This is a genomic window from Agarivorans litoreus (assembly GCF_019649015.1).
GTDB classification, from domain to species: domain Bacteria; phylum Pseudomonadota; class Gammaproteobacteria; order Enterobacterales; family Celerinatantimonadaceae; genus Agarivorans; species Agarivorans litoreus.
Genome location: NZ_BLPI01000001.1, coordinates 1100283 through 1113902, shown reverse-complemented (window position 1 = coordinate 1113902; position 13620 = coordinate 1100283). Strand labels below are relative to the sequence as shown.

The following is a 13620-nucleotide window of genomic DNA, read 5'->3' as shown; positions in this document are numbered from 1 at the left end:
TTTTAATATTGAAGAAGAAGTAACTTTGTTGCTTCTTCTTTTGGTCAATCTAGGATGGAATCATGAATAGATTTAGGAAGAATACGGGGTATATTACTAACTTACCCAAACATATGATTAGTTTTTTATTTGGGATGTGTTGTCTTGCAACTCTAGCTGTCGGAAACGCTTTTGGTGCAACTACAGAGCCCGAATCCTATAGTGGTATTGCTTGGGCTTTAAATTATCTTGCGCAAAACCCTTTTGCTTATCTGTTTCTAACATTGGCTATCGGTTATCCAATTGGCCGTATAACCGTTGGGGGGATCTCGTTAGGGGCAACTGCTGGCACCTTGGTAACGGGCATTCTTATAGCCTTAGCGTCTAGTTCGCTTTATGGCATTACTTATAACATTCCTGGCCTAGTAGAAGACATTTTCTTGATGCTCTTTATGTATGCGCTGGGCATGCGTGTAGGGCCACAATTTTTCTCAGGTTTAGCTCGAGGTGGCCTAGACTTTGTGGTTATCGGTTTAATTGTAGTTTTCTCTAATTTCTTAATTGTATTCTTTGGCGTTAAGGTGCTTGATTTAGGGCCGGGATATGCTGCGGGGATCATTTCAGGTAGTTACACGGTGACTGCGGTTATGGGCGTTGCTCAGTCGGCAGTATCTAGCGGTGCATTTAAACTTCCTGATGGGGTGACCACAGACATGGTAGGAGCAAACATGGCAGCAGGTTATGCTATCAGTTATGTATTGTCTTCTATATTTATTATTTTACTTATCAAATACTTACCTAAAATGTTTGGTAAGGATGCTGTGGTTGAAGCCCAAAAAGCCGAACAAGAGTTTAGCGGCGGTGAAGATGGAGGTGCTTTGCCGGGTACTGCGGGCGCGTCCATTCTTGGTTTCACCGATAAGCAAATTCGCTCTTTTTTAGTTGAACAGAAAGAGTTAGAGGGGAAAACCGTAGAGCAACTGTTTAAAATGAATCCGCATGCTGCGATTGTGAAAGTTGTTCGTGGCGATGAGGTTATAGATGCGCAGGAAAATCCAACTCTTCAACTTGGTGATATTGTTGGGGTGATGGGAGACTATGCACTCCTTCTTAGCGGTAAAGATAAAGTTGGTAAAGAGGTATCTGAGCCGCGTGCACGAATGATTGACCTAGAAGTTGCTGACATTCATGTTGGCAAAAGTGAGTTCGCAGGCAAAACATTAGAAGAACTTGGCGCTGAAATTGGTTTTGGGATCCACTTAAAATCAATGTTTAGAGCTGGTGTAGCTATACCGCACATGCCTAAAACCGTAGTAGAAAAGGGTGATGTTTTGCGCTTGGCTGGCCCGGCTTGGTGTGTGGCTCAGGCTGCCAAAGCCTTAAAAGGTGTGCCTATTATTGAAAGTGCCTACACAGAAGTATCATTTATGTCATTTGCGTTGTTTATAGGTTTTGTAATAGGCCACGCCAGTGTTGAAATTGGCGGTATACCATTTGCCTTAGGTACTTCTGCTGGGTGTATGTTAATGGGAATTTTGGTTTCTTGGTTACGTACACGAAACCCTGATTTTGGCGGACCAACTAGTGAAGGCGCTCGCGCATTTCTTAATGATATCGGCTTAAGCCTATTTGTTGCTGTATTGGCTGCTGGAGTTGGACCTAAGATTATGTCCTCATTCCAAGGCACTGTAGTGATATGGATAGCTGTACTCGGCTTAATGGGAGCTTTAATCCCACCTTTCTTAGCTTGGATTTACGGTTATTACTTTAGAAAAATGAATCCTGTTGTGTTGGCCGGTGCTTGTGCTGGTGGCAGAAATAGCACCCCCGCGCTTAATGGTATTCAGGATCTATCGCAAAGTGGTATAGCGGCCGTAGCCTACCCGGTTCCGTATGCTTTAACCTCAGCTGTGGTACTCATCTTGGGGTACATGGCAATGGTATTCTCTTAGTATCCAAGTCTAAAGCTGGACACTAATGTTTCAACTTAAGCCTTAGCTGAATTGATTATTCTTGCTAAGGCTTTTTTAAATGATGAATATTTTGTTTTTGGAGAGCAATAGTGACTGATACTCCCCGTATACGTATCGCTATCAATGTGATGCGTGCTCGCTTAACGGTTGTTGGTTTTAATATTGCTATAGTGTCGTTTCAAATATCTGACTTAGCTAAAATGGCTGGTGGAATGCCAGTACCTGGCCTTGATCATGCAATACATTTTCGTGCTGATATGGCTCTGTTTATGGCATTAGCCTTCTCGTTGTTATCCTTGGTTGCTTTTATAAGCTCTTCAGCAATCGACGAGGCAGGAACCTGTGACCATTGGTCATTCATCGTAGGGGATCTGTTAATGTATCTGGGCTTAGCCAATACGGTAACCGGGTTCTTTTCTCCTCTTAGTCAAGAGTTTTTGCTAGTTGCGAAGCAGTGGCCTGCGCAAGAGTTGCCAATAGCAATGTTTCGAAAATCAATTATGATTCTCGGCTCACTGGCATGGTTTTCGGCGATCTATTTAGGCCCCGCGGTTACTTTAATTCGTTCGCCGTTTCATCAGCGTATTAACGTAATTTTATTGGTGGTTTACGTCTTATTATTAATAATGGTTTTTTGGATAAACTATCAAGTTTACTTATTCGAAGTGATAAATACTGTAGGTATCACTTTTTCTCCTATTAAATTTTTATACGAGTTTATTCAACCCGTTGTGTGGTAACGCTCTATTGTATTGTTTGTAATAAAGCTGTCCTGCCAACATAACTGAGTAATCTAAACAGCGGTTTGCAAACGCAAGCAGCGGCAACGGCATTTGACGCTGCTTAATTAGGAGGCTACCCAAAACTTTAGGTTACAGTGAGTATCAAGGCGACGATGAGAGGGTTTTATTAGTCTTGTAAAACAAGGCGTTGCACATCTATTAGCTATAACTTCTGTCTACGCGTATTGTTAGGTATCTCATTCAATACATCGAGAAACAAGAAAGGCTAGCCTAAAGGCTTATTCGTTACATAGCATCATTGGTTTTCGACGCTATTGCTTGTTATCAACGATTCTATTATTTGTATTACTATTTTCATAACAACTATCAGTACACTTAAGTGCATCAGCATTTGTAGCGAAGAGTTAATATCGTATACTGGGCGAAGGTGTTGAGCATTCATCGTTAGTAGCACCAAAAACTGCCCGCCCATCAAACGCATTACCAGCTGCTCGGGCTTGTGGAATACTCGCCATATAACGAAACAGTTTACAAAGTAAAAAGCTGCTAACTGCCAACCCGATTCCAACATTGGTAAAAGAAAAACGTACTGCAGCAAAATAACTACAGCCCAAAAATACAGTACCACAAGCAGCTTGTTGAACACTGCCGAGTTAAATTCCACTAAGCTAATGCCTAGCGAAGCAGCCAACATAGGAAACATAAAGCTGCCGGGAATAGGCAAATATATCCACAACGCCCAGCATACAGAGGTAAAGCAAAAGAACTTAATTGCGCGCAGCTGACCTTCTTTAACATTTTTGAACGCTTCTTTTTCTTTCGCTATTTTAGCCTTAGTTTTTAAACGAGTAAGGCTAGACTCTGGCCACAATAGACTAAATACAGCTGAAAAACATACTACGCCTAGCAGGTTTTCTTGTAATCTAAGGATGCCTAGTTGAAAACTATATAATTCACTTAGGCCTCCCGCTAAACAGACTATCATGGCAACCATAAAGGCCACTTTATAAGCGTATCCATAAGCTGAATTAGCCGACATGTATGCAGCAAAAGCACCAAGCGTGGTTATAACCAAAAAAAACAATTCTCGTTGTTGGCCAAAGTTAGTGATTAGCACTGCAGCTAACACTGCCCCTACAAGGGTACCTACTAGTCTGTGGCTCGCCTTTTGTTTTGCGTATCCATAGCTTTCTGTGGTTGCCATAATTACTACAACCGCCCCTGCCCAATAAGGTTTATCCCAGCCAAAACTCAAGGCTAAAAATATCGTTAGAGCTAGGCTTAACGCTACCTTAATGGCCAGTTTAGTTGCGTCTGTCATTAGTTAGCGCTCGTCGCTTGCTTGGTTATCATTATTGAGGCAGTGGTGCCCACACGTAATTGAATATTTTCTGGTAAGGAGGTTACCGCTATTTTTACGGGTAATCGTTGAGCTAACCGTATCCATTCGAAATTGGGGTTAACATTGGGTAGCATTTTGGTGCCGGTACTTCCATCGCTTTGCGCTATGCCATAACCAATGCTGGTGATTTTTCCTTCAAATGGGTGGTCTGGATAACTCATTAAAGTAATTGTTGCGGTATCTCCCGTTTGCATTGAGTGAATATCAGTTTCTTTGAAAAATCCTTCCACCCAGAAGCTATCCTCGTCTATTAGGGCCACAACAGGTTGATTTGCCACGACCTGTGCTCCCACGGAGATGTTAAAGTTGGTGATATAACCATCTTTACTTGCATACACTTTGGTAAACGCTAAATTTAACTCTGCATTGTCTAAACCTGCTTCAGCAGCTTCCAAATTAGCTTTAGCAGATTCTACATCGTTATTAAGGTTATTGAGTGTGATAACGGGTACCGAGCCAGGAGTACGTTTTTCCAGTGAACTCATCCTTGTTAATTCATTTTTAGCTCTGGACATTACGGCTTCAGCTTGGGCTAAAGCAGCTTGAGCTTGGTGTTTAGCACTGAGGTATACTCGATCGTCAATTTCAAATAATAGATCTCCAGCATTAACTCTTTGATTATCTGTAACGTGGATAGCTATTACCGGCCCAGTAACCCTAGGGGTTACTTCAATGATATTTGCTCGTACTTGTCCATCACGAGTCCACGGCTGGGTAACGTAGTGTTGATATTTTAAGGTTACTAGCGTGGCTGCAATCACCACTAGCAGTAAAGTTAATAGTTTGGTTTTCATTGTGATGCCTTAAAGCTTTACCCAGGAAAAATGTAAGTACTAATCAATACTGTATAGATAAGTAGTAATGATAACTCGACAATTGTTGGTGCATAGAGATGTCGATGCCATCCCATGCGCATGATGCCGCTCATAGATAAACTTGCAGCCAAATAGCCAAAACCGGTGGCTACCAGTAAAGGGGGGAAGTAAATTTCCCCTATCACTAACTCTTTTGGAACAAAGCCTTCAAACACACTTATCTCCTTGCCCTGCATATTTTTCAGAGTAAAATCATTTTTTAAGAATAAACATCGTTAAATGGTATTCAGCAAGTGTAAACCCTGTTGTTTAAACAGCATATCGTGAAACACAGAAAAAGCCATTAATTGACTTATTACCTTGGAAAAAAACGAACAGTAGGTATTGTCAAAATTGCAACAAAAATATCCAATGCTACCCATGATAATACTGCTTCCTAGCACTAAAATAATAAAGCCTTGAGTGGTGCAAATCAATGTGGAGGCTTTACATTTTCAATCTGCAACTAAATCTTTAAATATTAGCTAACCTTTTAATAAATCAAAGATATACCGATATTATTGTTACCCTGTACCGAGAGGGTATGGCTGTTAGCTAGAAGACTGAAGCTAATTTCTGTTGTTAATGCCTTCTTCGGTCTTGTAACTTAATAAACTTAGACCTTTAGCATAGTCATAAGTTAATCATACCGTTTAAGCACAATATCACATAGGCAAGATGGTGATGCTTAAATGTGTGTTCATTTACTTTACTGTGAGTAGAAATGGCTCTAGCGGAGCAATGCTGCTGTTATACCAATCAGGGTATATTAATGAGGCTAAAAACCTTGGTAATGCATGTTGTTTTTAGCGCCAATTTAGCCTAGTCACTACCAGTGTTAGGGTTCAGAATATTGAGGTTTGAATCGCTTAGCCATCCATTTATTTCGAATTTTGCTTATCGCTAAAGATTAGTTTATTGAGTTAAGTTAGTCAGAAGTTATGCTGGTTTTCTAACGCCAATCTAAGAATTTAGCTTTGCTATTAACCTTGTGCTTAAGAGTTGGCGTTATTATTGTGGTGTATTGACAAGCGATTCGGAGTTGCTTGGGGGCTTACGCCAATCGACTTAAGGCTTCTTTACAATATCGGCTATGTTAGCCTCTTTTCTCGATTAATCTGTAGCTTAGCTTCCTAGTGTTGGTCGAATAGTATTTCATTGTTACTGATCGACAGTTAGAATATTCACGTTATAGTTTTTTTCTTTAGCGGATGAAATTTTAGTGATGCAAATGCACCCAGTGACGGCGACCTCTTCTGTTTCGCCTCAAGTCGCCGTAGTAGGTGGTGGAATTGCCGGCAGCGCAGCAGCCCTCAAGCTGGCTGAGCTTGGCGCCAAGGTTAGCCTGTTTGAAGCTGGACCTAGTTTAGTGAACGGGCCGCCAGCTTGTCATTTACATGCCGGTGGTAACCTGTATCGAGAAATCTCCGATGAGCAATGTTTAAAGCTACTTGAGCAATCTATTCATACCTTACGGGTATTTCCGCATGCTGTTAACCAGCGACCTACGGTTATTAGTGTGCCACTAAATGACCCAGGCGAGCCCGAAGCATTACTCCCCCGTTTACGCAAGGTGCAAGCCCATTACGCTGCACTTATTGAACAAGACCCTGCCAATCAAAAACTAGGCCCAGCTGAAGATTATTATCGCCTTTACAGCCGCGAACAATTAGAAGCACTGGCCGAGCAAGAGTTAGTGGCTCAGCCACAAAGTCCAGACGAATGGATGATACCGGTTGCCAAAAACTTAGATTTATCGGCCTTTAAGTTTCCCTTTGTACAGGTGCAGGAATACGGCTTAAGCCTGTTGCGTATTGCCGCCACGGTTAAGTTAGCCAGTGAGCGCTTGCCCAACTGCCAAGTGTTTACTCACTCTAAAGTGACGCACATAGAGTTACTACCAGGTGCTACACCGCGTTGGCGGGTGGATTACAGTAGCCCGCAAGGTAGCCATAGCATAGAGGTGGATTACCTCATTAACGCTTGTGGATATCGCAGTGGCAGTATTGACGATATGGCCAAGCTAAGCCGTAGCCGAATGGTTGAGTTTAAAGCAGCGTATTTGGCCACTTGGCCAAATCCACAAGGGCGCTGGCCAGAGCTTATTGTTCATGGAGAGCGCGGTACGCCCAATGGTATGGCGCAGCTAACCCCCTATCCAGATGGCTTGTTTCAGCTACATGGTATGACCGACACCGTAACCTTGTTTAAAGGTGGCTTGGTTAGCTCCAGCGAAAGCAGTGCCCAACCAGAGCTAGATGCAAGCTTAAGTCGTAAATTAACCCAAGGTTGGCAAGCTGAAGAAGTAGAACAGCGCACTGCCGAGGCGGTAAAACATATGTCGCGCTACTTACCAAGCTTTAGCAATGCCAAGGTAGCTGGTCGCCCTTTATTTGGCGCCCAGCAAATACCGGGTAGTGACCCAAGTTTACGCGCAGCTAGCGTTTCCTTCGATAAGGCCCACTATGCGCGTACCGAGATTGTAAAGTTCTCTTCGGCCTTAAGTGCTGCCGAGCAAATTATTGAAAACATACGAGAGCTAGGCCTACTTAGCCCTGCCGCTTGCGGTGATCTTAATACCTTACAGAGTACTCAGGGTTTAGCCTATCAACAGGTGTTAACATTAGCGGAACAGTTAGCAGAACAACGTAACTATCCACTGTCTTTGGCGCGTTAAGCGCTATGATTTAATAATGTGAAGGCTAGCGGTGCTAGCCTTTTTTATGAGGAGCAAACATGTCTATTCAACATTTCGAGAGCAAAGCGCGAATGAGTCGCGCAGTGGTACATAACAAAACCGTTTATTTATGTGGCCAAGTGGCTAAAGACACCAGCCAAGGGATAGCCGAACAAACCCGTACCACTATAGAAAAAGTAGAAGAGCTGTTGGCAACGGTTGGCTCCGATAAGTCGAAGTTACTAAGCGTGACTATTTACGTGCGCACCATGGATGATTTTGCCGAAATGAATAAAGTGTGGGACGCTTGGATAGCCGATGTTACTCCGCCAGCACGAGCATGTGTGCAAGCCCATATGGCGCGAGAAGAGATACTGGTTGAGATGTCGGTCACTGCGGCCGTTTAATCAGTGGTAAGTTAGCTTTGAGAACAAGGCTGAGCCTAAAGAAGTGAGCCTGTTACGGGCATAGCTGTCGAAATAATTTTAGTAAGCGAGTTAATCTGGGTACTGATTAACTCGCCAGAATGTCTTAATTTATTCTATCTAGTACCAGCGCAAATTTTTCTGGGATTTGGTTGCGCTCTTTCAAGTTATAGACACTGTTTAACGAACAATTGGCTTTCATCGCAAATACCGAAGGTGGGATGCCTTTTTTGCGTAATGCTTTCCAAAACTGCTTTCCATTAAGCGTGCTCATACTCTTTTTTACCCTCATTTAAGTGTGTGAACTAATACCAAACGTACTAAAAACTGTTCATTCTATCTGGTTAAAATACTCGATAACTGCGTTAGAATTTTTGATTGTAGAATAACTACTTATCGAAAAATCCTGTCTTATTCTCGAGTATTTTCCCTGCGTTATTCCTGAACACTTACTTAGTGTAATTGGTATAAATCATTAGAACGGGAAATGTTGCCAAATAGTTCATAAAGGCTTGGCAACCTTTCCTACTCACCAGATGCTGAATTTCTCATGCGCGGGTATTTAACGAGAATTATATGACAACTTAATTACATCAATATGGTGATTTTGTGCTTTGTTAAATGGCGCTACTTTTTACTAATTTTTACAAAATGACATATTTTTGTTTACTTATTATAAATGATAAAGATAATGAGAATAATTATCATGTGTGTTTTGGAAGGGGTGGCAATGCGCTTATTTAAAGTAGTAGTAGGTTCAACAGTATTGTTGGCAAACGCATCGTTTGCAGATGTAAAACAAGATCAAGTCGTAGAGCATTATGCAGAGTTAGCTCATGCGGTATTTAGTGATTCACACGCTAGTGCTTTACAGCTACAGCAAGCAACGCAGCAGCTTATTGAAGCGCCTTCAGAAAAAAGCTTATTAGCAGCGAAAGACGCTTGGAAAGTGGCTCGCGTGTATTACCAGCAAAGTGAAGTATTTCGTTTTGGTAACCCAATTGTCGACGACTGGGAAGGGCAGCTTAATGCTTGGCCTTTAGATGAAGGCTTAATCGATTACGTTGCCGCCGATTACCAATACGAGCTTGGTAACCCTGGCGCTACGGCAAATATTGTTGCCAACACTAGCCTGCAAGTAGGTGAAGATAAGGTTGATTTAAGAAACATTACCCCAGAATTATTAGCTTCATTAAATGAGTTAGCGGGCTCAGAAGCAAACGTTGCTACTGGCTACCACGCAGTAGAATTTTTATTGTGGGGCCAAGATCTTCATGGCACCAAAGCAGGTGCAGGCGAACGTGCTTACACCGATTTTGCTAAAGGCGATGCCTGTACTAATGGGAACTGTGAGCGCCGCGCTGCATATTTAAGCGCTGTAACTCAGCTATTAGTTGATGACTTGGCTTGGATGAGCAAGCAATGGGCTAAAGGTGGCGAATACCAGCAGCAGCTAGTGGCAGAACCAAGTGAACAAGCGCTACGCCGTATGATGTTTGGCATGGGCAGCTTGTCTTTAGGCGAGCTTGCAGGCGAGCGTATGAAAGTGGCGCTAGAAGCTAACTCTACTGAAGATGAGCACGATTGTTTCAGTGACAATACTCATAACTCTCACTTCTACAATAACCAAGGTATTAGCAATGTTTACTTTGGTAGCTTTGAGCGTTTAGACGGTTCTACCTTAACTGGTCCTAGCTTGGCTGAGTTAGTTGCCCAAAAAGATGCCAGTGTTGCAAAGAACAACAAGAAGATGTTTGAACAAGCTATGGCAGAAACAGCCAAATTGGTGGTGAGTGCCGAGCAACAAGGCGTATTCTTCGACCAACTAATTGCTGCTAGCAATAGCGATGGTCACGCACTAATTAATGGAACCATACTAGCTTTGGTTGAACAAACCCGCGCCATTGAAGCCAGCGCCAAAGTATTAGGCATCGACAACTTAAACCCAGATACTGCCGATCACCAGTTCTAATTAGAGCTTGTTTGTTTAAGGGAGCTTAGGCTCCCTTTTGTGCTTTCTGATGTTCCATTCTATGGAGAGAGTGAGAGTGAAATTTAATTCAACAAAAACAATAATAATTACTGTAGCTGCTGTGTTTTGTTCGGCGGTGTTAGCTAACCCTAAAAAGCCAGGTGGCGATACCACAACGACCCAAATTGATGCCAACGCGTTTTCTATGCCGGCTGCGAACTTAGGTTTTGAAGGTCGGCTTAACTTTAGTACTGGTAACAGTTTCTTCCGTAACCCTTGGGTTGTAGCTCCAGCTACCACTATCGCCCGAGATGGCTTAGGTCCTTTGTTTAATACCAATGGTTGTCAAAACTGCCACATTAAAGATGGTCGAGGCCACCCTGCACCGGTTGGAGCGAGTAATGCTGTATCGATGTTGGTGCGGATTAGTATTCCTGCAGAAACAGAGGAGCAAAAAGCCCTAGAAGCTCAAAACGGCGTAGTGCCAGAGCCTACTTATGGCGGGCAAATTCAAGACCAAGCCATACCCGGTGTTGCCGCAGAAGCGCGGGTTCGCTTTGCCTATACTGATAAGCCTTTTAAGTTTGCCGACGGCAGCAGTATTGTATTACGCCAACCACAGTTGATTGTTGACCAGTTAGGCTATGGCGAGATGCACCCCAATACGATGTTTTCTCCGCGTATTGCTTCACCGATGATAGGCTTAGGTTTACTTGAAAGCATTAGTGCCGAAGACATTCTAGCCAATGCTGATCCTGAGGATAGCAATAACGACGGTATTCGTGGTGTGGCTAACCAAGTGTGGGACTCTCAGCTACAAGCCTTTAATTTGGGCCGCTTTGGTTGGAAGGCAGGACAACCTAGCTTGATGCAGCAAAACGCTGCCGCATTTAACGGCGACATTGGCATTACCAGTTTAATGTTCACTAAAGATCACTGTACTGCTTCGCAACAGGATTGCTTAAACGCGACCTCCGGAGTCGACCCCGATGGTTCGGAAGTCAGTGATAAACTGCTTGGTTTTGTTGAGTTTTATACCCAGCATTTGGCGGTGCCCAAGCGCCGCGTAATGGATGCTGAACAAGTTGCATTAGGTGATAAACTGTTTAGCCAAGTTAACTGTGACAGTTGCCACAAACGCAGTTTTACTACTGCAAAACGTGAACAATTACCGGCATTAAGTGAGCAGCTTATTTACCCGTATACCGATATGCTGTTGCACGATATGGGGCCAGACTTGGCCGATGGTCGTGGCGAGTATTTGGCTAGCGGCCAGCAATGGCGCACCCCTCCACTATGGGGCGTAGGGCTTAGCGAAACGGTAAATGGCCACAGCCAATTATTACATGATGGGCGTGCGCGTAATGTTACCGAAGCGATTGTATGGCATGGCGGTGAAGCCGAAGCCGCAAAACAAGCCTTTGCTAACTTGAATCAGTCGCAGCGCGAAGCGCTAGTGGCTTTTGTGAATTCATTGTAAGGACGAAGTATGAAGAAGCCGTTTTTGCGAGGCCTAACCATGGGCTTGCTGGGAGTATTGGGCTTAAGTTGTGCTAATGCCAGCGCCAATACCTCTCAGCAGCAATGGCTTGAGCAAGAAAAGCAGTCAATTGCTAAGGTTAGCGCGCAGCTACTTGAACAAGCGCGCAGTTACCAGCAGCACATCGAGAGCTACTGTGCCCATCCTAGCCCAGAGGCTCTGTTAACTAGCCAATTGCTATGGAAGCAAAACTATTTGGCCTATTTGCCGTTGCAGTCTAGCGCCCTTGGTCCTTTGGTTGACCTTAAGCTTAATTGGGCGATTAGCTATTGGCCTGATAAAAAAGATACCACTGGGCGTAAGGTAAAGGCGGCTTTATCTAATGCGCCTATGCCCTTAAGCAATACCCACAGTAACCTGCGGGTTCAAGAGTATTTACTGTTTGAGACCTTAAGTGACCAACAACGCTGTTCATTATTGCCGGGTGTGGTGAACCGTTATGTGAGTGCAACTGAGCAAGTGAGTAGTGGCCTACAAAGCGCTAAATTGGAAAAGCTGAAAGTAGAGCAGCTGCGTAGTGATGTGCTAAATAGCTACCGCTTACAAACTAGTACTATGCTGCGAAAGTTTCGCGCGATGTATTCAGCCAAGCACCAACGCTTGCGCCCATACCAAGGCGAGGCATGGCGAGCTAACATTAGCGCTGAGTTATTAGCCGAGCAGTTAAGCCTGTTGCAAACGCGTTACCAGCAGGATTTAGCGCCGTTCGTGGCCAGCAATGACAGTAAGTTAGCAAAACAGGTGAGTGAGCAATTTAGTGCTTTAATACCACTTATGCCAGGCCAAGAGCCCAGTGATGAAAAAGTCGAACTTGCCGTTTGGCAGCAAGCCGAACCTCACTTAGCCAAGCTGGATAGCTTGTTTGCTAAGCAAATTCCACAGGCGCTTTCTATAGAATTAGGCTTTAACAATAACGATGGCGACTAAGTTTACTCGCCGACAGGTGCTATTTCAGCTGCTGGGTTTTGGGGCTTCGGCTAGTTGCTTAAGCTTACCCGCCTTAGCAAAAGGCTTAAGCAATGAGCCCGACCTAAGCCCGCAAAGTTTGCTGATTGCTTGTGCCACGCAAGCAAATAAACACTATGTCGCAGCCATGAATATACAAGGCGAACTGCGTTACCAGTTAGCTTTGCCTGCTCGGGGGCACTATGTTGCATTAGCTAAACCTAAGCAGGCTCTAGCCGCTTGTGTAGCTCGCCGACCGGGCAAATACATTATGTTGTTTTCGCCAGAGTCTGGTGAGGTGATTCAACAGCTTTCACCGCCACAAGGTATGCACTTTTTTGGGCATGCGGTTTTTTCGGAAGATGCCACACAGCTTTATGTTACAGCTGGAATTAGTGCCACTAGCGAAGGCGTCGTGCTGGTCTTCGGTAAACTGGGAACTCAGTGGCAGTTAAGCGAACAATGGCCACTGGGAGGCTTGGGGCCTCATCAATTGCTGGTATTGCCGCAGCAGCGTTTGGTGGTTGCGGTGGGTGGCATTCATACTCGAGGGCGAGAAAAACTTAATCTCGATAGCATGCAGCCAGCTCTATTGTATTTGGATAGCCGAAGCGGAAAACTGCTGCAACGCCGAGAACTCAACAACCCGCAGTTAAGTATTCGCCATCTCAGTTATTCTAAAGCCAGCGATACCCTGTGGTTAGCTTGCCAAGGACAAAACCCTGAGCAAGAAGTTGCGTCGCTCATATACTCCCACAAAGGCAATCAGCAATGCCAAGCGCTGGATGCTGATGCCGATTACTGGGCTTTGTTTAACCAATATATTGGCAGCATAGTAAGCAGCAATGGCAAGCTTATCGCCAGTTCTCCACGCGGTGCTAAGTTGGCTGTATGGTCAGAACAAAGCCGAGAGCTTGAGCAACTCATGCAAATTGACGATGTGTGCGGCTTAGCTGCTAGTCAACATTCGTGGTTCGCCTCAACCGGACAAGGCCAGCTTATTCAGCCAAGCAATAAACTGCAGCGCCAACAAACCGCTTGGCAGTGGGATAACCACTTAAGTGTTTTAGCGCTGTAGACTCCCTAAGATGTGAAAAAGCCAAGCCCATT

Annotated in this window: 12 protein-coding genes; 8 read left to right on the top strand and 4 right to left on the bottom strand. The window is 44.1% G+C overall.

The window, feature by feature from the left end; all coding sequences use genetic code 11:
* The first annotated feature begins 62 nt into the window (after positions 1–62).
* On the top strand, positions 63–1931 hold the full coding sequence (locus K5L93_RS05145) for an aspartate:alanine exchanger family transporter (protein WP_220718762.1): 1869 nt from the start codon (positions 63–65) through the stop codon (positions 1929–1931).
* A gap of 110 nt (positions 1932–2041) precedes the next feature.
* Entirely contained in the window at positions 2042–2692 is a 651-nt protein-coding gene (locus K5L93_RS05140) for a hypothetical protein (protein WP_220718761.1), read from the top strand.
* A 298-nt stretch (positions 2693–2990) separates the two neighbouring features.
* On the opposite strand, the gene K5L93_RS05135 is transcribed toward K5L93_RS05140, so the two are convergent.
* Genes K5L93_RS05135 through K5L93_RS05125 form a run of 3 tightly spaced genes read right to left on the bottom strand, consistent with a single transcriptional unit; the run spans position 2991 to position 5127 of the window.
* The gene (locus K5L93_RS05135; RefSeq protein WP_220718760.1) at positions 2991–4016 is read right to left on the bottom strand and encodes an FUSC family protein; all 1026 of its coding nucleotides are present in this window, start codon (positions 4014–4016) and stop codon (positions 2991–2993) included.
* The gene (locus K5L93_RS05130) at positions 4016–4891 is read right to left on the bottom strand and encodes an HlyD family secretion protein (RefSeq protein ID WP_220718759.1); all 876 of its coding nucleotides are present in this window, start codon (positions 4889–4891) and stop codon (positions 4016–4018) included. Before K5L93_RS05130 ends, K5L93_RS05135 begins: the two co-directional genes overlap by 1 nt.
* Positions 4892–4908: 17 nt before the next feature.
* Positions 4909–5127, bottom strand: a complete 219-nt coding sequence (locus tag K5L93_RS05125; RefSeq protein WP_220718758.1) for a DUF1656 domain-containing protein — start codon at positions 5125–5127, stop codon at positions 4909–4911.
* A 1049-nt stretch (positions 5128–6176) separates the two neighbouring features.
* On the opposite strand from K5L93_RS05125, the gene K5L93_RS05120 reads away from it, so the two are divergent.
* Together K5L93_RS05120 and K5L93_RS05115 are read left to right on the top strand one after the other, a co-directional pair.
* On the top strand, positions 6177–7628 hold the full coding sequence (locus K5L93_RS05120) for an FAD-dependent oxidoreductase (protein ID WP_220718757.1): 1452 nt from the start codon (positions 6177–6179) through the stop codon (positions 7626–7628).
* Positions 7629–7687: 59 nt separating this feature from the next.
* A complete protein-coding gene (locus tag K5L93_RS05115) occupies positions 7688–8035 on the top strand; it encodes a RidA family protein (protein WP_220718756.1) in 348 nt (115 codons plus the stop codon).
* 124 nt (positions 8036–8159) lie between these two features.
* Here K5L93_RS05115 and K5L93_RS05110 read toward each other — a convergent pair whose 3' ends face one another.
* Entirely contained in the window at positions 8160–8327 is a 168-nt protein-coding gene (locus K5L93_RS05110; protein WP_016403909.1) for a hypothetical protein, read from the bottom strand.
* A 456-nt stretch (positions 8328–8783) separates the two neighbouring features.
* Between K5L93_RS05110 and K5L93_RS05105 the strand changes: the two genes are divergently transcribed.
* From K5L93_RS05105 to K5L93_RS05090, 4 genes are all read left to right on the top strand, one after another.
* A complete protein-coding gene (locus tag K5L93_RS05105) occupies positions 8784–10025 on the top strand; it encodes an imelysin family protein (RefSeq protein WP_220718755.1) in 1242 nt (413 codons plus the stop codon).
* Between the two features lie 76 nt (positions 10026–10101).
* Positions 10102–11505 (top strand): di-heme oxidoreductase family protein, encoded by a 1404-nt coding sequence (locus K5L93_RS05100; protein WP_220718754.1) that lies wholly within the window; start codon positions 10102–10104, stop codon positions 11503–11505.
* Between the two features lie 9 nt (positions 11506–11514).
* Positions 11515–12492 (top strand): imelysin family protein, encoded by a 978-nt coding sequence (locus K5L93_RS05095; protein ID WP_220718753.1) that lies wholly within the window; start codon positions 11515–11517, stop codon positions 12490–12492.
* Positions 12482–13588 (top strand): DUF1513 domain-containing protein, encoded by a 1107-nt coding sequence (locus K5L93_RS05090; protein ID WP_220718752.1) that lies wholly within the window; start codon positions 12482–12484, stop codon positions 13586–13588. Before K5L93_RS05095 ends, K5L93_RS05090 begins: the two co-directional genes overlap by 11 nt.
* Positions 13589–13620 lie beyond the last annotated feature (32 nt).